General features: G+C 41.4%; 21 protein-coding genes. 19 read left to right on the plus strand and 2 right to left on the minus strand.

The annotated features are described in order from the left end of the window. The first annotated feature begins 292 nt into the window (after window positions 1-292). Both aceB and aceA read left to right on the plus strand, forming a co-directional pair. A complete protein-coding gene (gene aceB, locus GLP24_RS16055) occupies window positions 293-1,906 on the plus strand; it encodes a malate synthase A (RefSeq protein ID WP_232616257.1) in 1,614 nt (537 codons plus the stop codon). A 37-nt stretch (window positions 1,907-1,943) separates the two neighbouring features. After that, the gene (gene aceA, locus GLP24_RS16060; protein WP_101770158.1) at window positions 1,944-3,251 is read left to right on the plus strand and encodes an isocitrate lyase; all 1,308 of its coding nucleotides are present in this window, start codon (window positions 1,944-1,946) and stop codon (window positions 3,249-3,251) included. Window positions 3,252-3,312: 61 nt separating this feature from the next. Here aceA and GLP24_RS16065 read toward each other — a convergent pair whose 3' ends face one another. Continuing rightward, window positions 3,313-3,798, minus strand: coding sequence for a CBS domain-containing protein (locus GLP24_RS16065; protein ID WP_101770159.1), 486 nt, complete (start codon window positions 3,796-3,798; stop codon window positions 3,313-3,315). 272 nt (window positions 3,799-4,070) lie between these two features. On the opposite strand from GLP24_RS16065, the gene queA reads away from it, so the two are divergent. From queA to secF, 5 genes are all read left to right on the plus strand, one after another. Beyond that, the gene (gene queA / locus GLP24_RS16070; RefSeq protein ID WP_232616258.1) at window positions 4,071-5,123 is read left to right on the plus strand and encodes a tRNA preQ1(34) S-adenosylmethionine ribosyltransferase-isomerase QueA; all 1,053 of its coding nucleotides are present in this window, start codon (window positions 4,071-4,073) and stop codon (window positions 5,121-5,123) included. Between the two features lie 296 nt (window positions 5,124-5,419). Then, entirely contained in the window at window positions 5,420-6,547 is a 1,128-nt protein-coding gene (tgt, locus tag GLP24_RS16075; protein ID WP_101770161.1) for a tRNA guanosine(34) transglycosylase Tgt, read from the plus strand. Between the two features lie 26 nt (window positions 6,548-6,573). Then, window positions 6,574-6,912 carry a preprotein translocase subunit YajC gene (gene yajC / locus GLP24_RS16080; RefSeq protein WP_101770162.1) on the plus strand — a complete coding sequence of 113 codons (339 nt, stop codon included), beginning with the start codon at window positions 6,574-6,576 and terminating at the stop codon, window positions 6,910-6,912. Window positions 6,913-6,948: 36 nt separating this feature from the next. Beyond that, window positions 6,949-8,802 (plus strand): protein translocase subunit SecD, encoded by a 1,854-nt coding sequence (secD, locus tag GLP24_RS16085; protein WP_232616259.1) that lies wholly within the window; start codon window positions 6,949-6,951, stop codon window positions 8,800-8,802. A 12-nt stretch (window positions 8,803-8,814) separates the two neighbouring features. Then, complete coding sequence (gene secF / locus GLP24_RS16090) at window positions 8,815-9,762, plus strand: protein translocase subunit SecF (protein ID WP_101770164.1); 948 nt, start codon at window positions 8,815-8,817, stop codon at window positions 9,760-9,762. Between the two features lie 320 nt (window positions 9,763-10,082). Here the strand turns inward: secF and suhB are convergent, their stop codons facing one another. Further along, window positions 10,083-10,883, minus strand: a complete 801-nt coding sequence (suhB, locus tag GLP24_RS16095; RefSeq protein ID WP_101770165.1) for an inositol-1-monophosphatase — start codon at window positions 10,881-10,883, stop codon at window positions 10,083-10,085. Between the two features lie 244 nt (window positions 10,884-11,127). Here suhB and trmJ point away from each other — a divergent pair, with 244 nt between their 5' ends. From trmJ to ndk, 12 genes are all read left to right on the plus strand, one after another. Continuing rightward, complete coding sequence (trmJ, locus tag GLP24_RS16100) at window positions 11,128-11,868, plus strand: tRNA (cytosine(32)/uridine(32)-2'-O)-methyltransferase TrmJ (RefSeq protein WP_152654347.1); 741 nt, start codon at window positions 11,128-11,130, stop codon at window positions 11,866-11,868. A 109-nt stretch (window positions 11,869-11,977) separates the two neighbouring features. After that, the gene (gene iscR / locus GLP24_RS16105) at window positions 11,978-12,493 is read left to right on the plus strand and encodes a Fe-S cluster assembly transcriptional regulator IscR (RefSeq protein WP_045037132.1); all 516 of its coding nucleotides are present in this window, start codon (window positions 11,978-11,980) and stop codon (window positions 12,491-12,493) included. A 31-nt stretch (window positions 12,494-12,524) separates the two neighbouring features. Further along, complete coding sequence (locus GLP24_RS16110; protein WP_232616260.1) at window positions 12,525-13,739, plus strand: IscS subfamily cysteine desulfurase; 1,215 nt, start codon at window positions 12,525-12,527, stop codon at window positions 13,737-13,739. Window positions 13,740-13,772: 33 nt separating this feature from the next. Then, window positions 13,773-14,159: a Fe-S cluster assembly scaffold IscU gene (iscU, locus tag GLP24_RS16115; RefSeq protein WP_045037130.1), complete on the plus strand. Its 387-nt coding sequence runs from the start codon at window positions 13,773-13,775 to the stop codon at window positions 14,157-14,159. 17 nt (window positions 14,160-14,176) lie between these two features. After that, window positions 14,177-14,500: an iron-sulfur cluster assembly protein IscA gene (gene iscA, locus GLP24_RS16120; protein WP_036795847.1), complete on the plus strand. Its 324-nt coding sequence runs from the start codon at window positions 14,177-14,179 to the stop codon at window positions 14,498-14,500. 88 nt (window positions 14,501-14,588) lie between these two features. Continuing rightward, window positions 14,589-15,104, plus strand: coding sequence for a co-chaperone HscB (gene hscB / locus GLP24_RS16125; protein ID WP_232601819.1), 516 nt, complete (start codon window positions 14,589-14,591; stop codon window positions 15,102-15,104). A gap of 32 nt (window positions 15,105-15,136) precedes the next feature. Next, window positions 15,137-16,990: a Fe-S protein assembly chaperone HscA gene (gene hscA / locus GLP24_RS16130; protein WP_101770169.1), complete on the plus strand. Its 1,854-nt coding sequence runs from the start codon at window positions 15,137-15,139 to the stop codon at window positions 16,988-16,990. Window positions 16,991-16,992: 2 nt separating this feature from the next. After that, a complete protein-coding gene (gene fdx, locus GLP24_RS16135) occupies window positions 16,993-17,331 on the plus strand; it encodes an ISC system 2Fe-2S type ferredoxin (protein ID WP_101770170.1) in 339 nt (112 codons plus the stop codon). Between the two features lie 122 nt (window positions 17,332-17,453). Further along, complete coding sequence (gene iscX, locus GLP24_RS16140) at window positions 17,454-17,651, plus strand: Fe-S cluster assembly protein IscX (RefSeq protein ID WP_045037127.1); 198 nt, start codon at window positions 17,454-17,456, stop codon at window positions 17,649-17,651. Window positions 17,652-17,799: 148 nt separating this feature from the next. Beyond that, window positions 17,800-19,083: an aminopeptidase PepB gene (gene pepB, locus GLP24_RS16145; protein ID WP_232616261.1), complete on the plus strand. Its 1,284-nt coding sequence runs from the start codon at window positions 17,800-17,802 to the stop codon at window positions 19,081-19,083. Between the two features lie 131 nt (window positions 19,084-19,214). After that, window positions 19,215-20,492: an aminopeptidase PepB gene (gene pepB / locus GLP24_RS16150; RefSeq protein WP_232575923.1), complete on the plus strand. Its 1,278-nt coding sequence runs from the start codon at window positions 19,215-19,217 to the stop codon at window positions 20,490-20,492. Between the two features lie 67 nt (window positions 20,493-20,559). Next, a complete protein-coding gene (gene ndk / locus GLP24_RS16155; protein WP_152654343.1) occupies window positions 20,560-20,991 on the plus strand; it encodes a nucleoside-diphosphate kinase in 432 nt (143 codons plus the stop codon). The last annotated feature ends 45 nt before the right edge of the window (window positions 20,992-21,036 follow it).

A 21,036-nucleotide genomic window follows, 5' to 3' on the forward strand; every position in this document is an offset into this window, starting at 1 on the left:
TGTAATTTAATTACGTAACTGCATACAAAAAAGCATTATTTTTCAATAAATCTAAATTCCGAGTTAATGGCTAAGAATATTAGGAATTAAGTATATTACATAGTGGTTATGCTTTTTTAATTAATTGAATTTAAACGATTTTTATTTTTATTTTGTAATGGAATAAATCAGTATTATTTGCATTCCAAGCAAGGTTACGGCAACGTAAACATACGCTTAAAATAATTCAACAGGAAATCATTGCTTTTGTTATTGATAAAAGTAGTGATTAAGTTACATGCTGGAGGCGCATATGATAGATACAGCCATTCAAGCAAACGATCATTCTCAGTTATTACTGCAGCACCCGTTGACGGAACAACAACAGCAAATTTTAACCACCGATGCATTATTGTTTATTGCGCAGTTAGTTGAACGTTTTGCTGAACGAGTACCGTTATTGTTAGAGGCCCGTGAATTGCAGCAATTAGCGATTGATCGTGGTCAACTACCTGACTTTTCACCGGAGACGCGTTGCATCAGAGAGTCTGAGTGGAAAATACAAAATATTCCCCATGACTTGCAAGATCGTCGCGTTGAAATTACCGGTCCTGTCGATCGTAAAATGGTGATTAACGCATTAAATGCCAATGTAAAAGTATTCATGGCTGACTTTGAAGATTCATTTTCTCCGACTTGGAATGCGATTATTGATGGTCATCAGAATCTACGTGATGCAGTTAACGGCACTATCAGTTATACCCATCCTAAAACAGGCAAGTTATATCAGCTTGATGATGATCCTGCGGTATTGATTTGTCGTGTCCGTGGTCTGCATTTACTTGAGAAAAATTTATTATGGAATGGTCAGCCTATTCCTGGCGCATTACTTGATTTTGCTTTGTATTTTTATTTGAACCACCAAGCGTTATTAGCCAAAGGCAGTGGCCCGTATTTCTATTTACCCAAATTACAATCTGCTCGAGAAGCAGCATGGTGGAGTGATGTCTTTAGTTTTACTGAAGACCAATTTGGTTTAACTCGCGGTACTATTAAAGCGACGGTATTGATTGAAACCTTACCGGCTGCGTTTGAGATGGATGAAATACTGTTCAATCTTAAAGAACATATTGTTGGGCTTAATTGTGGTCGTTGGGATTATATTTTCAGCTATATAAAAACCTTACGTAATTTCCCTGATCGTATTTTACCTGATCGCCAAGTGGTGACCATGGAAAAACCATTTCTTAATGCTTATTCACGGTTATTAGTCCGTACTTGTCATCGTCGTGGCGCATTAGCGATGGGCGGTATGGCGGCATTTATTCCCGCGAAAGATCCCAAACAACAAGCATGGGTGTTAAATAAGATTCAAACAGATAAAGCGCTTGAGGCAAATAATGGTCACGATGGCACATGGGTTGCTCATCCAGGATTAGCCGATACTGCGCGCGCTATTTTTGACGATGTACTCGATCAACGTGTTAATCAATTGAATGTTAGTCGAGAAGACGATGCGCCAATTACAGCGGCTGAATTATTAGCCCCTTGTGATGGAGAGCGAACAGAAGCGGGTATGCGACATAATATTCGAGTGGCGGTGCAATATATTGAAGCGTGGATTTCAGGTAATGGTTGTGTGCCTATCTATGGCTTGATGGAAGATGCGGCAACCGCTGAAATTGCACGAGCGTCAATTTGGCAATGGATAAAACACGGCAAGACTTTATCTAATGGTCAAGTGGTTACTAAAGCCTTATTTGCACAAATGTTGACTGAAGAAATGCAAGTGTTGCAACAAGAGTTAGGCCAAGAGCGAATTGAAAATGGACGTTTTGATGAGGCTACCTATTTAATGTCGCACTTAGCCACTAGTGATGAGTTAGACAACTTCCTGACCTTAAAAGGTTATGACTATTTAGTGTAATAACGGATTACCGCCAAGTGATTAGAGGGATATTATAATGACATTAACTCGCCAACAACAAATTGCTGCCCTAGAACAAGATTGGGCTGAAAATCCACGCTGGAAACACGTCAAGCGTACTTATACCGCAGAAGAGGTGGTTAATCTTCGTGGTTCGTTTATTCCTGAACATACTATTGCTCAACGTGGTGCTGAAAAATTATGGGAACTGGTTAATGGTAGTGCTAAAAAAGGCTATGTTAACTGTCTCGGTGCTTTGACGGGGGGACAAGCTGTTCAGCAAGCAAAAGCGGGTATTGAAGCGATTTATTTATCGGGTTGGCAAGTTGCGGCAGATAATAATACCGCCTCAGCAATGTACCCTGATCAGTCTTTATACCCAGTAGATTCAGTACCTGCGGTTGTAAAACGTATTAATAATTCGTTTCGTCGTGCAGATCAAATTCAATGGTCTAATGGTGGCTCACCCGCGGATGGGATTGACTATTTCTTGCCGATTGTCGCTGATGCAGAAGCGGGTTTTGGTGGGGTGCTAAATGCGTATGAATTAATGCGTAATATGATTGAAGCCGGTGCCGCTGGGGTTCACTTTGAAGATCAATTAGCATCAGTGAAAAAATGTGGTCATATGGGCGGTAAAGTATTAGTTCCAACCCAAGAAGCGGTGCAAAAGTTAGTGGCGGCACGTTTAGCTGCTGATGTGGCGGGAACGACAACGTTAGTGATTGCACGTACTGATGCGAATGCTGCAGACTTATTAACGTCTGATTGTGATTTATATGATAAAGATTTTATTATTGGCGATCGCTCAGCCGAAGGTTTTTATCGTGTTCGCGCGGGGATTGATCAGGCTATTTCGCGTGGTTTGGCGTATGCACCTTATGCGGATTTAATTTGGTGTGAAACCGCTAAGCCGTGTTTAGAAGAAGCGCGTAAATTTGCTGAAGCGATTCATGAGCAATACCCTGATCAGTTATTGGCTTATAACTGTTCACCGTCATTTAATTGGGAAAAGAACCTTGATGCTGAAACCATCGCTAAATTCCAACAAGAATTAGCCAACATGGGTTATAAGTACCAGTTTATTACTTTGGCAGGTATCCATAATATGTGGTTCAACATGTTTGAACTTGCTCATGCTTACGCACAGGGTGAAGGGATGCGTCATTATGTTGAAAAAGTACAACGTCCTGAATTTGAAGCGGCTGATAAAGGTTATACTTTTGTTGCCCATCAGCAAGAAGTAGGAACGGGTTACTTTGATATTATGACTAACACCATTCAAGGTGGTAATTCGTCAGTGACGGCTTTAACAGGATCAACTGAAGAAGAACAGTTTAAGTAAACGTATTATCTACGGAAATTAATCTATCGAGGGGAGCATGATGCTCCCTTTTTAGTGGTGGTTATAAGTCACGGGCTATATCGATATCACCAAGTTCATCAAGGTTGTCTTGTTCTATAGGATCTACTTCATCTTGCATCTCTAGTAACGTCACTGCAATCGCAACAAAATCACTATTTGTAATAATTCCCACCAATTGTTTATTTTCAAGCACAGGTAAACAACCGATTTGATGTTTTTGCATATACAGTGCCGCTTCTTTAAGGCCAGCATGGCTATCGACACTAAAAATATTACGGTTCATGCAATGTTCAAGTAAAGCTTCTAACGGTGAATGTGAGTGACTGGCGATAATGGATTTTAAATTAGAGTCTTGAGCGGCAAGGACATCTCGTTGAGAAATTAATCCCAGTAAGTGATGATTATCGTCAGTAATGGGGATATGACGAATAGACTGGGTTTGCATCATTTCTTTGGCATCAAATAAGGTGTCATTGCGTGACAATGTATGCGGCTTTAGTGTCATCATATCGGCAACAGTAAACATAGAAACCTCCGTCTTTTATCTAATCGCTAAGATATTATTTTGTAATTGACTCTTTTGAATGTAGCGAATTATGGAAGATTATCCCATGACAGTGGTCATAAATTTCACATGTTAGTAATGATTAAACATCATCTATTATGGCTCAATAAAGGTAACGTAGATTATTTAGGAACAATGGTGGCATCGAAAATAGGCATTAATTGCTTCGGGGTTTCGCATCTGTGGTGGAGTTAAGTATAATGTTCGCTTGCTGTTATTTAAGGCGTATTACGATGCAAGTTTCTGATTTTGATTTTGAGTTACCAGATGAGCTAATTGCTCGCTATCCACAACCTGAGCGTACCGCGAGTCGTTTGCTACATATGACAGGCAATACGGGTGAATTAGCACATAAAGGTTTTAAAGATGTGTTAGATCTGGTTGAGGCTGGGGACTTATTGGTTTTTAATAATACCCGTGTTATTCCTGCGCGTATGTATGGTCATAAAGCGTCTGGTGGTAAAATTGAAGTGTTAGTTGAGCGAATGCTGGATGATAAATCCATTCTTGCTCATGTGCGCGCATCTAAACCACCAAAGCCTGGTATGGAATTGTTACTAGGTGAGCATGGTGAGTTTTCTGCGGTAATGGTTGCTCGCCACGATACGTTATTTGAAATTCATTTTAACAGCGATAAAACCGTCTTAGAGATTTTAGATCAGGTGGGGCATATGCCATTACCACCATACATAGATCGCCCAGATGAAGATGCAGATAAAGAGCGTTACCAAACGGTTTATAACGCTAAACCTGGCGCGGTGGCTGCACCGACGGCTGGCTTGCATTTTGACGAGAAGCTGATGGCTGATCTAAAAGCGAAAGGCGTTAATTTTGCCTTTGTGACCTTGCATGTTGGCGCTGGAACATTCCAGCCAGTACGTGTTGATGATATTAACGATCACCACATGCATTCAGAATATGTTGAAGTGCCTGAAGAGGTTGTTACTGCGGTTAATGAAACCCGCGCTAATGGCGGTCGTATTATTGCGGTCGGTACGACATCTGTACGCTCACTAGAAAGTGCGGCACAAGATGCGATCAAAAAGGGTACTGAGCTAAAACCTTTCTTTGGTGACACAGACATCTTTATTTTTCCTGGATATCAGTTCCAGCTAGTAGATGTATTAATTACTAATTTCCACCTACCTGAATCGACACTGATTATGCTAGTGAGTGCATTTGCTAGTTATGAGTACACCATGAATGCTTATCATCAAGCAGTGGCTAATCAATATCGTTTCTTTAGTTATGGCGACTCGATGTTTATTACCCGTAAAAATGTGTGATATCGATAACGTTAACACTTATTAAAAATTAAGTATTTAGGCTGCTTTTTGTTACAATTGCAGCCTTTGTTGTCTCTGCTATATGATATAAATTTATTTCTATAGCATTTACAACATAATAAATACTTTTTTGCTCCAGTTTATCGTTACGGTTATTTAGAGTAACGCTAATGTTGTGAGCGACAATGGCCGTTATTAACGGCCATTATTTTTGTGGCTGATCAGGCAATAGCCTGTGGGGCTTAATCCCATGATGGGAATATCGTCAGATTGTTTCTCTGGCTTTTGGAGGTCTTGTGAAATTTGAATTAGATAAAACTCAAGGTCGCGCACGTCGCGGTCGCTTGCAGTTTGAACGTGGTACGGTGGAAACGCCAGCATTTATGCCAGTAGGTACTTACGGTACTGTTAAAGGCATGACACCTGAAGAAGTTGCAGAAACAGGTGCACAAATCATTCTTGGTAATACGTTCCACTTGTGGTTACGTCCTGGCCAAGAAGTGATGAAGATGCACGGTGACTTGCATGACTTTATGCAATGGAAAGGCCCTATCCTAACCGATTCAGGCGGCTTCCAAGTATTTAGTCTGGGTGCATTACGTAAAATCACTGAAGAGGGCGTACATTTCCGTAACCCTGTAAACGGTGACAGAATTTTCATGGACGCTGAAAAGTCGATGGAAATTCAAAAAGATCTTGGTTCTGATATCGTAATGATCTTTGACGAATGTACGCCATACCCTGCGACTCATGACGAAGCTAAGAAGTCGATGGAGATGTCTCTTCGTTGGGCTCAACGTAGTCGTAACCACTTTAATGAACTTGAAAATAAAAATGCCTTATTTGGTATTGTTCAAGGTGGTGTATATGAAGATCTACGTGATGTTTCAGTTGAAGGTTTAACCAACATTGGTTTTGATGGTTATGCGGTTGGCGGTTTGGCGGTTGGTGAACCAAAAGAAGATATGCACCGTATTCTTGAGCATACTTGTCCAAAATTACCAGCAGACAAGCCCCGTTACCTTATGGGTGTCGGCAAGCCAGAAGATCTTGTTGAAGGTGTACGTCGCGGTATCGACATGTTTGACTGTGTAATGCCGACGCGAAATGCTCGAAATGCACACTTGTTTGTGACTGGCGGTGTGATCAAGATCCGTAATGCGAAACATAAAATAGATACTACATCACTAGATCCTGAGTGTGACTGTTACACTTGTAAAAATTATTCAAAAGCGTATTTGTATCATCTAGATAAATGTAACGAAATTCTAGGTGCACGCTTAAATACAATCCATAATTTACGTTACTACCAGCGTTTGATGGCAAGTATCCGTAAAGCGATTGACGAAGATCGTTTCGATGCATTTGTAGAAGAATTCTATGCGCGTCGTGATCGTGAAGTTCCACCATTTCAAATTGTATAAATCATAATAAATCGAGGACGTTATAAATGAGCTTTTTTATCTCTCAAGCAAATGCTGCAACTGAAGGTGCATCTGCAGGTGGTTCACCATACCAGTTATTCATTATGCTGGGTCTGTTTGCTGTAATTTTTTACTTCATGATTTACCGTCCACAAGCTAAGCGTGTTAAAGAACACAAAACGCTAATGAGCTCGATGGGTAAAGGCGATGAAGTAATGACAAATGGTGGTCTTTTAGGTCGTATTACAAAGTCTTCATCTGAAAGTGATTACATTGTTATTGCGCTAAACGACAATACTGAAGTGACTATTAAAAAAGACTTCATTACCGCCGTTTTGCCAAAAGGCACAATGAAGTCTTTATAAGACTGTAAAAAACATTCGCTTTGAAGGATCATAGCAGTGCTTAACCGATACCCTCTGTGGAAGAACTTGTTAGTGTTGTTCGCGCTAATCATAGGTTTGCTTTATGCACTTCCCAACGTATACGGTGAAGATCCAGCGATTCAAATAACTGGGGCGCGTGGCGCCTCAGTTACTATGAACGCTTTGGATACTGTCACCGAAGATTTAAAAAAGAACAATATCCCCTATAAGTCAGTTGTATTTGAAAATGGCTCTATATTGGTCCGTTTTAAAGATACTGATATTCAAATTAGTGCCCGCGATATTCTTAATAGTGAGTTAGGCGACAAATATATTGTTGCACTAAATCTTGCACCCTCAACGCCCTCTTGGTTAGAAGCTATTGGTGCTACACCGATGAAGCTTGGCTTAGACTTGCGTGGTGGTGTTCATTTCCTTATGGAAGTGGATATGGATGCAGCGATGGAAAAGCTATTAGGTCAGCAAGAAGAAACATTCAGAACTGAACTACGCCAAGATAAAATTCGTTATCGTGCCATTGATAAAAGTAAAGAAACGGTTTCTATACGTTTACGTGATGCCGCTCAACTTGAGCAGGCAAAAGCAGTATTAGAGCCTCTTCATCCCGATATGATCTTTACTGAAAGTGACGCGAAAGGACGTTTTGTATTAATCGCTAGTTTCTCTGAAGCCCGCCTTCATGAAATTCGTAATTATGCTGTTGATCAAAATATTACGATTTTACGTAACCGTGTTAATGAATTAGGCGTTGCCGAACCATTAGTACAACGCCAAGGTGCTAACCGGATTGTGGTTGAGCTACCGGGTGTTCAAGATACTGCGCGTGCTAAAGAAATTTTAGGCGCAACAGCAACGCTTGAGTTCCGTGAAGTTGATAGTAATGCTGATCTTGCGGCCGCTGCTGCGGGACGAATTCCTGCGGGCAGTGAAGTTAAGATGACCCGTGATGGTCGTCCTGCGGTATTGAAAAAGCGTATTATTCTGGCGGGTTCTCATATTACAGATGCAACATCAAGTGCTGATGAATATGGACGTCCTCAGGTGAATATTTCGCTTGATACCGAAGGCGGTAGCAAAATGACGGCGTTCTCACGTAATAACGTTGGCAAATTAATGGCCACCATATTTACTGAGTACAAAGACAGCGGTAATCGTAGCTCTGAAGGTAAAGTCATTCTTGAAAAACACGAAGAAGTGATTAACCAAGCGACCATTCAAACGGCACTTGGACGTAACTTCCGTATTACAGGTATTGATTCACAGCCAGAAGCGCACAACCTTGCATTGTTATTACGTGCAGGTGCGTTGATTGCACCGATTTCAATTGTTGAAGAGCGCACCATTGGTCCATCTATGGGTCAACAGAATATCGATATGGGTATTCAGGCGTGTATCTGGGGCATGGTCGCTGTAATGCTATTTACCTTATTGTATTACCGTGGTTTTGGTTTGATCGCGAACTTAGCATTGATGATGAACCTAGTGTTAATTATTGGCATAATGTCGATGATCCCTGGTGCAACCATGACGTTGCCAGGTATTGCCGGGATTGTATTAACCGTGGGTATGGCCGTTGATGCTAACGTGCTTATCTTTGAACGTATTCGTGAAGAGTTACGTGATGGGCGAAGTCCTCAGCAAGCGATTCAACAAGGTTATGCCAATGCGTTTAGTACCATTGCTGATGCCAATATCACCACCTTAATGACAGCGATTATTTTGTTTGCTGTTGGCACAGGTGCAATTAAAGGTTTTGCAGTGACATTATCGATCGGTATTTTGACGTCGATGTTTACTGCGATTGTCGGTACTCGTGCTGTCGTTAACTTAGTCTATGGCGGCAAACGCGTAGATAAGTTGTCAATTTAGGAGGACGCATAAATGAAACAATTATTGAATACAGATAAAGTTACTGACTTTATGCGTTGGTCAAAGTTAGCGTTTATTTTCTCGTTAATGATGATTATTGCTTCTATTGCGACAATATCAACCAAAGGATTGAATTGGGGCTTAGACTTTACTGGCGGTACGCTAATTGAAGTGAGCTTTAAAAATCCGGCGGATTTACCATTAATTCGAGAATCATTAGCAGAGTCAGGTTTTGGCGATGCAATTGTGCAGAATTTTGGTACTGCACGCGATGTTATGGTACGACTACAACCTCGTGATGGTATTAAAGGCGAAGTTCTGGGCAACCAGATCATTGATGCTTTAAAAACCGGAACCGGTCAGCAAGTTGAAATGCGCCGAGTGGAATTTGTTGGTCCTAATGTGGGCGATGAATTGGCAGAAGCGGGTGGCTTAGCAATTTTAATTGCACTACTTTGTATTCTACTTTATGTCTCGGTGCGTTTTGAATGGCGTCTAGCAGCTGGTGCGGTGTTATCGTTAGCACACGACATTATCATTACCGTTGGTATTTTTTCGATATTACAAATTGAAGTTGATTTAACTATTGTGGCAGCATTGCTAACAGTAGTGGGTTACTCACTTAACGATACCATCGTGGTGTTTGACCGTATTCGAGAAAACTTCCGTAAGATGCGTAAGCAAACGGCTGGAGAAATTATGAACTGTTCACTTTCTCAAACATTAAGTCGAACATTAATTACTTCCAGTACCACCTTGTTTGTTGTGATTGCCTTGTTCTTAAAAGGCGGTGCGATGATTCAAGGTTTTGCATTAGCTTTATTGCTGGGTATTACTATCGGTACGTATTCTTCAATCTATGTGGCATCCGCGTTAGCGCTTAAATTGGGTATTACCCGAGAGCACTTAATGCCAACGCCAATCGATAAAGAAGGCGAAGAACTTGATGCGATGCCTTAACAATAACGCATAAATAGGTGTTGGAATAAACCTCTAAATAGACGGAGTCTTCGGGCTCCGTTTTTTTATGTGGAAAGAATAATAATTGTAATAACCATATGATTTAATTTTATATATTTTTTCATTGCGTTTAACGTGAGGTTATCAATAAAAGAGGGATTTGAATGAAAATTTGGGGTGAAAAGAGTCACGAGTAGAAAGTGTGTGGGTATTTGTGGATAAGGCGAAATAACACAGAGGTTGATGATGTTGATAGAAACAAAAACGCCCTGCTGGTGGAAATCAGCAGGGCGTTTTTATTTGCGGGTAGTAATCAAAGATTACTTAGCCAGAGCATCGCTACCGAATTCACGGATTTTAGCAAGCATTGGCTTAACTACACGTGCGTTACCAGCAACAATGTTGCCAGATACTAGGTAGTTAGTGTTACCCGTAAAGTCAGCACAGATAGCACCAGCTTCACGCGCGATTAATTCACCAGCAGCAAGTTCCCAAGGCTTTTGGCCTAGTTTGAACACACCATCAACACGGCCAGCAGCTAGGTAACAAAGATCCAATGCAGTACAACCTGATTGACGCATGTCATCACATTCTACAAATAAAGCATTTTGGATTTTTAGGTAGCTTTCAGCGTGTTGCTTAGCAGCAAAAGGAAGACCAGTTGCTAAAACAGTACCTGTTAGATCACGAGGCTGTGTTACACGTAGGCGAAGGCTGTTAAGTTGCGCGCCTGAACCACGAGTAGCTGTGAATAGTTCGTTACGAGCTGGGTCGTAAACTGCAGCAACTTCTGTACGGCCACGCATACGTAGAGCGATAGAAATTGCATAGTGAGGGTAACCGCGAACAAAGTTCATGGTGCCATCCACTGGGTCAATAATCCACTGACACTCTTTGTCACGTCCTTCTTTCGTACCAGACTCAGCTGCAAGAATACAGTGTTCAGGGTAAGATTTACGGATTGTCTCGATGATGATAGCTTCTGCTTCAAGATCGATATTGGTAACAACATCATTACCTTTATTAGCAACCTCAATAGATTGAGGTTTTTCTAGAGATTTAATGACATGGTCACCAGCCTTTCGCACAGCGCGAATGGCAATATTAAGCATCGGATGCATAGGATTTTCCCAACGGATGTTAAAGAACATAAAAAGCGGCGGCGAGTATAACAGAGCTATAAAAAAAAGGAAGTGGTTATTTTTTCGACATTAGCGGATGTGGAAAAAACGAAAATAGCGCAATTTTATTTATTGATGGAAGTAATAGGTAATAACGTTCATCAAATAGACATGTTTTCTTCATTTTTGTGATGGCTGTGCTACTATCTCTGAGCGTTAAATTAGACTGGAATATAGCAACATCATGTTAGATAAAATTCGCGTTGTCCTCATCGGCACGTCACACCCTGGAAATATCGGTTCAGCTGCTCGCGCAATGAAAGTAATGGGGTTAACCAACCTTGTTCTTGTTGATCCCGCGTGCGAAATTGATAGTCATACAATTGCTTTAGCGGCAGGTGCTGCAGATGTAGTTGAGAACGCTAAGATTGTAAAAACATTAGATGAAGCCGTTGCTGATTGCGGTTTAGTTGTTGGTTCAAGTGCACGTTCTCGCACTTTAGAATGGCCACAATTAGATCCACGTGAAAATGGCATTAAAGTGGTCGCTGAATCAGAGCAGCATCCAGTAGCCATTTTATTTGGTCGTGAACGTATCGGCCTCACAAATGAAGAATTACAAAAATGTCATTGCCATGTTTATATTCCGGCAAATCCTGAATATAGCTCATTGAATTTAGCAATGGCAGTACAAACAATAACTTATGAAGTTCGTATGGCGTATCTTAATGCGACTAAGCATCAATCAACTCAAGTTGTTGATGAATATCCGCGCGCCAATGAGCTTGAAATGTTTTACCAACATCTTGAAAAAGTAACCAGTCAAACTCGGTTTATTAATAAAAACCATCCTGGCATGGTGATGGTGAAATTGCGCCGTATGTTTACTCGTGCTCGCCCTGAGCAACAAGAGTTAAACATTTTACGTGGCATTTTATCATCAATAGAAAAGACAATTGAAACCTTAGAAAAGAACAATAAATAACAGTGGTCGCAAGTTAGCGAAAGACTCATTGTTTTAGTGGGTTAAATACTTGACCGATTTAGTCAGGTATGAGAGACTACTTGTATACATTCAAGTAGGTAGCCATGTTATGAAGTTGACTTCAAAAGGAAGATACGCTGTGACTGCAATGCTAGATGTAGCATTGCACTCACATAATGGACCAGTACCGTTGGCTGATATTTCAGAACGTCAAGGGATCTCACTGTCCTACCTAGAACAACTATTTTCGCGTCTTCGTAAAGCGGGCTTGGTAACAAGTGTCCGTGGTCCTGGTGGTGGTTACCGCTTGGGTGAAGATGCCAGCAATATCGCTGTCGGTATGGTTATCGCTGCGGTTGATGAATCAGTTGATGCAACTAAGTGCCAAGGGAAAGGCGGCTGCCAAGGCGGAGTACGCTGTTTAACTCACACTCTATGGCATGATTTAAGTGATCGTATCAGCGGATTTTTGAATAACATCACTCTTGGTGAGTTGATGAAGGATAATGATGTACAAGTTATTGCTGATCGTCAGGATGTAATTCTACGCAGTAATAATCAACCATCATTTGCAAATAAAAAATCACACGACAGCGCCCCTATCGGTGTCGATGTCCGCTCCTAGAGACCAGACGTTCGTGTTTTCGGAGAAGAAAATGAAACTGCCAATATATTTTGATTACTCTGCAACTTGCCCGGTAGATCCTCGTGTTGCTGAGAAAATGGTTCAGTGTTTAACTATGGATGGTACGTTTGGTAATCCAGCGTCACGTTCACATCGTTATGGCTGGCAAGCTGAAGAAGCAGTTGATGCTGCTCGTGAGTATATTGCCGAGTTAGTTAATGCTGATCCACGTGAAATTGTCTTTACATCAGGTGCGACTGAGTCTGATAACCTTGCCATTAAAGGTGCTGCGCATTTCTATCACAAGAAAGGCAAGCATGTTATTACGTGTAAAACTGAGCACAAAGCGGTTCTTGACCCATGTCGTCAATTAGAGCGTGAAGGTTATGAGGTAACTTACCTTGAGCCTGAATCAAATGGTCTTGTTGATTTAGCAAAACTACGCGACGCAATGCGTGAAGATACTGTGCTGGTTTCTATTATGCATGTGAATAATGAAATTGGTGTTATTCAAGATATTGCAGCAATTGGTGAACTTTGTCGTGAAAACAAGACTGTTTTCCATGTTGATGCGGCACAATCAGCGGGTAAATTACCGATTGATGTGCAAACAACGAAAGTTGATTTAATTTCATTTTCAGCGCATAAAATTTACGGTCCTAAAGGTATTGGTGCACTGTATGTGCGTCGTAAGCCTCGTATTCGTCTTGAAGCACAAATGCACGGTGGCGGCCATGAACGTGGTTTCCGCTCTGGTACTTTACCGACTCACCAAATTGTCGGTATGGGCGAAGCATTCCGCATCGCTAAGCTTGAGATGGCACACGATTACCAACACGCTGTTGATATGCGTGAGCGTCTACTAAAAGGCCTTGAAGGCATCGAAGAGATGTCAATCAATGGTGATATGGAACACCGCATTCCGACTAATCTAAATATTAGTTTTGCGTTTGTTGAAGGCGAGTCATTGCTAATGGCATTGAAAGATCTTGCTGTATCATCAGGTTCTGCATGTACATCAGCGAGCTTAGAGCCATCATATGTATTACGTGCATTAGGCCTTAATGATGAACTAGCACATAGTTCAATTCGTTTCTCTTTTGGTCGTTTTACTACCGCTGAAGAAATTGATTATGCTGTTGTTCAAATTAAACAAGCAGTAGATAAGCTACGTGCAATGTCACCTCTTTGGGATATGTTCAAAGACGGCATTGATTTAAATACAGTTGAGTGGGCACACCACTAATCTGCGGTTAGACATTATTCGAGGAAATTTATCATGGCATATAGTGAAAAAGTCATCGATCATTATGAAAATCCGCGTAACGTGGGTTCATTTGACAACGACGATAAAAGCATTGGTAGCGGTATGGTGGGTGCACCAGCCTGTGGCGATGTAATGAAGCTTCAGATTAAAGTATCTGAAGATGGCATTATTGAAGATGCAAAGTTTAAAACATATGGTTGTGGTTCTGCTATCGCATCAAGTTCACTGATCACCGAATGGGTGAAAGGTAAAACATTAGACGAAGCAGCATCAATCAAGAACTCTGCGATTGCAGAAGAGCTTGAGTTACCACCGGTTAAAGTTCACTGTTCAATTCTTGCAGAAGATGCAATTAAAGCAGCAGTTAGCGATTATAAAAAGAAACACGAACAAAAATAATTTCTGAGGTTTGAAGTATGGCCATTACTATCACTGAAGCGGCAGCTAGTCGCGTATCGACTTTTTTAGCTAATCGAGGCAAAGGCATTGGTTTACGCCTCGGGGTTCGCACTTCAGGGTGTTCGGGTATGGCGTATATCCTTGAGTTCGTCGATGATCTTGACGAAGGGGATCAAGTCTTTGAAGAGCAAGGTGTAAAGATTATTGTTGATGCCAAAAGCATGGTTTACCTTGATGGTACTGAGCTTGATTTCGCCAAAGAAGGCCTTAATGAAGGTTTTCAATTTAATAACCCTAACGTGTCGAGCGAATGTGGTTGTGGTGAAAGCTTCAACGTATAATTGCTTATAGCGTTTTATTAAACCTGGCTGCTGGCCGCCATTATGGCGAGTGAGTTGTCAGGTTTATTTTTTATCTCTGGTTGCGATTATGAATCATTTCGAATTATTTGGATTACCGTTTCAATTTGATGTTGATGGCGGTTTATTAGCAACACAATTCCGTGAGTTACAGCGTCGATTCCATCCTGATAACTTTGCAACTGCATCTGAGCGTGACCGATTATTATCGGTACAAAAAGCAGCTCAGATTAATGATGCCTTTCAAACGTTAAAAAATCCTGTCTCTCGTGCTGAATATATGCTTGCTGAACGCGATGAAGATATTCGTGGAGAGCAAAAGACCCTCCAAGACATGGATTTCTTGATGCAGCAAATGGAACTGCGCGAAGCACTCGAAGTTATTTCTGATTCAGCTAATCCTGAAGCGGCTTTGTTTGATTTTGAACAACAGGCCACTGCTATGTATAAGGCAAAGTTGGATCAATTGGCCGAGTTATTGAGCCAAGAAAATTGGAGTGAAGCTGCTGACGCAGTACGTAAGTTAAAGTTTATTGTTAAGTTGCGTGATGAAGTCGAACGTCTTGAAGAATCATTATTCGACTAATCAGCACTTGCGTTATTTAGACAGGAACGATAATGGCATTTTTACAGATTTCCGAACCCGGTCAAAGTGCAGCACCGCATCAACAAAAATTAGCGGTTGGCATTGATTTAGGGACGACAAACTCATTAGTAGCTACCGTTCGTAGCGGCGTTGCAGAAACATTGAAAGATGCTGAAGGACGTTCAATTTTACCCTCAGTGGTTCATTATGCTGAGAAGCATATAATTACCGGTGACGCTGCACGTGCGTATGCACAACGGGATCCTGTCAATACGATCCTATCGGTAAAGCGTCTGATGGGACGTTCATTGGTTGATATTGAGCAGCGTTATCCGCAATTACCTTATCAATTTACCGCATCAGTAAATGGTTTACCTCAGCTTGTTACCCGTCAGGGAACGATGAACCCAGTGCAGGTATCGGCTGAAATTTTAAAATCATTAAGTCAGCGTGCAGTAGAAAGTTTAGGTGGTGACCTTGAAGGGGTTGTGATCACCGTTCCTGCTTATTTTGATGATGCACAACGTGCGGGCACCAAAGATGCCGCTAAGTTAGCGAATCTAAATGTTTTGCGCTTACTTAATGAACCAACAGCTGCCGCTATTGCTTATGGTCTCGATTCGGGTCAAGAAGGTGTTATTGCTGTTTATGATCTTGGTGGCGGTACGTTTGATATCTCGATTTTACGTCTATCAAAAGGCGTATTTGAAGTGCTTGCGACCGGTGGTGATTCTGCATTAGGCGGTGATGATTTTGATCAGCTGATTGCTGACTGGGTCTTACTTCAAGCGGAATTAGTCGAGACACTAACCCCACAACAACGCCGTGAATTACAAGATGCTGCTCAACAAGCGAAAGTGGCATTGAGTGATGCTGATAGCGTGACAATGAATGTATTAGGTTGGCAGGGTGAAATTACTCGTGACCAATTCAATGCGTTAGTTACGCCATTAATAAAGAAAACATTATTTTCCTGTCGTCGCGCATTAAAAGATGCAGATATCACTATTGATGATGTGATTGAAACAGTCATGGTTGGCGGTTCAACTCGTGTCCCGTTAGTTCGTGAATTGGTGGGAACCTTCTTTGGTAAAACGCCATTAACCACTATCGATCCTGATCAAGTGGTTGCTATCGGTGCTGCTATTCAAGCCGATATTCTGGTGGGTAATAAACCCGATGCAGATATGTTGCTATTAGATGTGATTCCATTGTCGTTAGGCATTGAAACCATGGGTGGCATGATCGAAAAAATTATTCCACGTAATACCACGCTACCTGTTGCTCGCGCACAAGAATTTACTACGTTCAAAGATGGTCAAACAGCAATGTCTGTTCACATCGTTCAAGGTGAGCGTGAGATGGTGAGCGATTGCCGCTCATTAGCTCGATTTACTTTACGTGGTATTCCACCAATGGCCGCTGGAGCCGCACATATTCGTGTGACTTACCAAGTTGATGCTGATGGCTTATTGTCGGTAATGGCAATGGAAAAAAGCAGTGGTGTACAATCATCGATTCAAGTGAAGCCATCTTATGGTCTTTCTGATGATGAAATTGCAACTATGCTCCGCGATTCAATGACATTTGCTCAAGATGACAAAGATGCACGTGCATTAGCGGAACAACAAGTAGAAGCCGATCGTGTACTTGAAGCGCTAATTGCTGCGTTAACAGTAGACGGTGAAACCTTGTTAACGGCTCAAGAACGCGAAGAATTAGAAACTGTAATGATGGAACTGGTTCAATTACGTCAGAGTGGCGACGCTCGTACCATTGAAGCCGGAATTAAGAAAACTGATAAGGCCAGCCAAGAATTTGCGTCACGTCGAATGGATCAATCTATTCGTCAAGCGTTAGCTGGTCAGTCTATTGATGAGGTTTAGGCATGCCTAAGATTATAATTTTACCTAATGAAGAACATTGTCCAGAAGGCGCAATTTTAGAAGCGCAACCTGGCGAAACTATCCTAGATGTTGCATTGCGCAATGGTATTGAAATTGAGCATGCGTGTGAAAAATCTTGTGCGTGTACTACCTGCCATGTTGTCGTTCGTGAAGGGTTTGATTCTCTTAAAGAGAGTGATGAACTTGAAGATGACATGCTAGATAAAGCATGGGGACTTGAGCCTGAATCTCGTCTAAGTTGTCAGGCACGGGTTGCTAATGAGGATTTAGTGGTTGATATTCCACGCTATACCGTCAATCTTGCTTCTGAAGCCCAATAATTAACTATTAAGATAGGTCGCCATGATGGTGGCCTATTTTTTTACCTATTAATTAAGGTTATAGCCACTTATTCGAGTTGCGGTTAGATTATTATTTTCTATTCAAAAATTGAGGATTTATTATGAGTTTACAATGGATTGATTCACGTGATATTGCCATTGAATTGATTGAACTATATCCGACAGTTGATCCAACCCAAGTGCGGTTTACCGATCTAAGAGATTGGATCATCGCTCTGGATGAATTTGACGATGAAATCGATCACTGTAATGAGAAAATTTTAGAAGCAGTGCAAATGTGCTGGATTGATGAACAATAATTGCAACCACTAAAAAGCCTGTTTTATTGTTGCCTCGCAAGGGTGATGGGCATAGTCTTATTAGTTATAAAAAATAGTATAACAATGACGCAGTAATCAGCTTTATTTAATGGCTTTGGCTGTGTGGTATTTATCAAGGAGTTTATCAATGTCTACCATGATGTCAGTATTTCTTTCTCATCACGTTGCGGATAGTCACTGGGGTGCAAATGCACTAGTGAGTTTTAATGCCGAAGGAACCATCATTCATGTCACTGCTAGCGATATGTTAGGTGATATTCAACGTGCAGGCCGTCGTTTAGATTCACAAGGCATTAAGCAGGTTACCCTGACAGGATCAGAGTGGGATCTCGCTGCGATTTGGGCATTCTTACAAGGTTACCGTAATCCTAAAGTTGATAATAATGTGACTTGGGAAGCGTTGAATGAAGCCGGTGAGGCTGAGCTACAAGCACGCATTAAAACCATTCATTGGGTGTGTGATATTATCAATCAACCTGCTGATGTGGTTGCGCCTTCACAACTTGCAGCTCGTGCTGCTGAGTTTATTAAGTCATTAGCACCTGAATATGTGACGTATAAAATCATTAAAGGTAATGACCTATTGGATGAAGGCTGGAATGGCATTCATGCTGTCGGTCGTGGTTCAGATCACCGTCCAGCGATGCTACGTTTAGATTACAATCCTACTGGTGATGTTGATGCGCCAGTTTTTGCTTGTATTGTTGGTAAAGGTATTACTTTTGATTCAGGCGGTTATAGCATTAAGCCTTCTGCGGGTATGGCAACAATGAAAGCCGATATGGGTGGCGCAGCATTAGCTACGGGTGGTTTAGCATTGGCAATGGCGCGTGGACTTAATAAGCGGATTAAATTAGTTCTATGCTGTGCTGAAAATATGATTTCAGGCCGTGCATTAAAATTAGGCGATATCATTAAATATAAAAATGGTAAAACCGTTGAAGTGTTAAATACTGATGCCGAAGGACGATTAGTACTAGCTGATGGTCTGATGTATGCCAATAGCCAACACCCTGAGTTGATCATTGATTGTGCGACATTAACAGGCTCTGCAAAAATGGCGTTAGGTAATGACTACCATGCATTATTGAGTTTCGATCCTATCTTATCTCGTCAGGCATTAGCAGCGGCTGAACATGAAGGTGAAGGTATGTGGCCACTGCCTTTAGCTGAGATTCATCGTAAAATGTTACCCTCAAATTTTGCTGATTTAGCCAATATTTCTAATGGTGATTTTATGCCAGGAGCAAGTACTGCTGCGGCATTCTTGTCATATTTTGTTGATGATTATCAGCAAGGCTGGATGCATATTGATGCCAGTGGTACTTACCGTAAGAGCGGTAATGATCAGTGGGCGGCAGGCGCAACAGGTATGGGTGTTAAAACCTTAGCCCGTATTCTCGCTCAATAATATATAGCAATAATAGTAAGCCTTCTTAATGATTTTGTTTCTAGTTAAAATCGTATAAGAGGGCTTTTTTTATATTTAAATTATGTCAATTTAAATATATAGACTATAAATAAAACAAGAGGTTATCAATAATGTTGATAATAAATTTATCTAACCTACCCGCAAGTGCGCCTTGGGGCGTTAATGCCTTGATTAGTTACCAAGCTGAGAGTGTCACAGTGCATTATGACGATGCCTTTAGTTTACGTCGTATTCAACAGGCGGGTCGTCAACTTCAAGCGCAAGGTGTTGATTCAGTTAATTTAAGTGGTGATGGTTGGAATTATGAACGTCAATGGGCATTTTATTGTGGTTTTGCCGCCACAATGGAAACCGTTATCATTAAATGGGCGTCAATTGATGAAGACGAGCTTGAATTGTTAAATGCCCGTCGGCATAGTCATGATTGGGCGCGAAAGATTATCAATGCAGGCCCTGATACAGTATATCCACAACAATTAGCTAAAGCCGCCGTAAGTTTTTTAACAGAAATTGGTGGTGAACATATTAGTGCTCAAATGATTATTGGGGATGAATTACTTGCTGATGGTTGGATTGGCATCCACAGTGTTGGTCGTGGTAGCCAGCATCCACCGGTATTGTTGGAAGTTGATTATAACCCAACTGCAGATCCTGATGCGCCAATCAGTGCTTGTTTAGTGGGTAAAGGCATCACCTTTGATTCAGGCGGTTATAGCTTAAAACCGAGTGCGGGCATGGTCAGTATGAAGTGCGATATGGGTGGCGCGGCAACAGTTACTGCTGCATTAGGGTATGCCATTGCACAAGGTTTAACACAGCGGGTAAAACTTATTCTTTGTTGTGCTGAAAATATGGTTTCAGGCGATGCTTATAAGCTTGGTGATGTGCTAACGTACAGCAATGGGGTATCGGTTGAAATTGTGAATACTGATGCTGAAGGTCGATTAGTGCTAGCGGACGGCTTGTTATTAGCCTCAGCCACTAAAGCACCATTAATTATTGATGCAGCGACGTTAACGGGGGCGGCAATGATGGCGGTTGGTAGTGACTACAATGCCATTTTTGGGTTTGATAAAGCATTATTAGCCCGCGCACAACAGTTATCTGAATTGGTTAATGAGCCTGCATGGCCATTGCCGCTTGAAAAATGGCATCAAGATTACTGTCCGTCTGCGTTTGCAGATACCGCTAATAGTCGTGTTCAAAAAGGCGGTGGTATGGGCGGTGCATCTAATGCTGCAGGTTTTTTATCGCGCTTTGTCGATACCGATAATAGCGGTTGGATTCATTTCGATCTGGCTGCATGTTATCGTGATAGTGCAGATCCTCGTTGGGCGGTCGGTGCAACGGGCTTAGGTATTGCAAATATTGCAGGATTATTATTGTAAGTAATGATGCTTATCAGTGGCTACTAAGTAAATGGACGGCAACTAGACTCAAAAGGAAATTATAATAATGACAATAGAAAAAACGTTTTCAATCGTAAAGCCGGATGCTGTTAAACGAAATTTAATTGGCGCTATTTATCAACGTTTCGAAAATGCAGGTTTGAAAATTGTAGCGGCTAAAATGTTGCAGTTGACGAAAATTCAAGCTCAAGGATTTTATGCTGAGCATGAAGGTAAACCTTTCTTTGATGAATTAGTCGATTTTATGATCTCTGGCCCTGTGATGGTGCAAGTGCTTGAAGGGGAGAATGCGATTGTTCGTTATCGAGAATTGATGGGTAAAACGAATCCACAAGAAGCGGCATGTGGCACTATTCGTGCTGATTTTGCGATTAGTTTGCGTTACAACTCTGTTCATGGCTCTGATAGTCCAATATCGGCAGAACGTGAGATTGGCTACTTTTTTGCTGCTGATGAGCTATGTCCTCGCAGTGAATGATTGCGAATCGACAAAAAAACAATAAAAACCAAATACTAAAGGGAG

This window comes from Photobacterium carnosum (genome assembly GCF_021236965.1).
GTDB lineage: Bacteria > Pseudomonadota > Gammaproteobacteria > Enterobacterales > Vibrionaceae > Photobacterium > Photobacterium carnosum.

Bases quoted from the DNA above. Each gene is read 5' to 3' on its own strand.
- aceB (WP_232616257.1), top strand. From the start codon at position 293: ATGATAGATACAGCCATTCAAGCAAACGATCATTCTCAGTTATTACTG.
- aceA (WP_101770158.1), top strand. From the start codon at position 1,944: ATGACATTAACTCGCCAACAACAAATTGCTGCCCTAGAACAAGATTGG.
- GLP24_RS16065 (WP_101770159.1), bottom strand. From the start codon at position 3,798: ATGTTTACTGTTGCCGATATGATGACACTAAAGCCGCATACATTGTCA.
- queA (WP_232616258.1), top strand. From the start codon at position 4,071: ATGCAAGTTTCTGATTTTGATTTTGAGTTACCAGATGAGCTAATTGCT.
- yajC (WP_101770162.1), top strand. From the start codon at position 6,574: ATGAGCTTTTTTATCTCTCAAGCAAATGCTGCAACTGAAGGTGCATCT.
- secF (WP_101770164.1), top strand. From the start codon at position 8,815: ATGAAACAATTATTGAATACAGATAAAGTTACTGACTTTATGCGTTGG.
- suhB (WP_101770165.1), bottom strand. From the start codon at position 10,883: ATGCATCCGATGCTTAATATTGCCATTCGCGCTGTGCGAAAGGCTGGT.
- trmJ (WP_152654347.1), top strand. From the start codon at position 11,128: ATGTTAGATAAAATTCGCGTTGTCCTCATCGGCACGTCACACCCTGGA.
- iscR (WP_045037132.1), top strand. From the start codon at position 11,978: ATGAAGTTGACTTCAAAAGGAAGATACGCTGTGACTGCAATGCTAGAT.
- GLP24_RS16110 (WP_232616260.1), top strand. From the start codon at position 12,525: ATGAAACTGCCAATATATTTTGATTACTCTGCAACTTGCCCGGTAGAT.
- iscU (WP_045037130.1), top strand. From the start codon at position 13,773: ATGGCATATAGTGAAAAAGTCATCGATCATTATGAAAATCCGCGTAAC.
- iscA (WP_036795847.1), top strand. From the start codon at position 14,177: ATGGCCATTACTATCACTGAAGCGGCAGCTAGTCGCGTATCGACTTTT.
- hscB (WP_232601819.1), top strand. From the start codon at position 14,589: ATGAATCATTTCGAATTATTTGGATTACCGTTTCAATTTGATGTTGAT.
- hscA (WP_101770169.1), top strand. From the start codon at position 15,137: ATGGCATTTTTACAGATTTCCGAACCCGGTCAAAGTGCAGCACCGCAT.
- fdx (WP_101770170.1), top strand. From the start codon at position 16,993: ATGCCTAAGATTATAATTTTACCTAATGAAGAACATTGTCCAGAAGGC.
- iscX (WP_045037127.1), top strand. From the start codon at position 17,454: ATGAGTTTACAATGGATTGATTCACGTGATATTGCCATTGAATTGATT.
- pepB (WP_232616261.1), top strand. From the start codon at position 17,800: ATGTCTACCATGATGTCAGTATTTCTTTCTCATCACGTTGCGGATAGT.
- pepB (WP_232575923.1), top strand. From the start codon at position 19,215: ATGTTGATAATAAATTTATCTAACCTACCCGCAAGTGCGCCTTGGGGC.
- ndk (WP_152654343.1), top strand. From the start codon at position 20,560: ATGACAATAGAAAAAACGTTTTCAATCGTAAAGCCGGATGCTGTTAAA.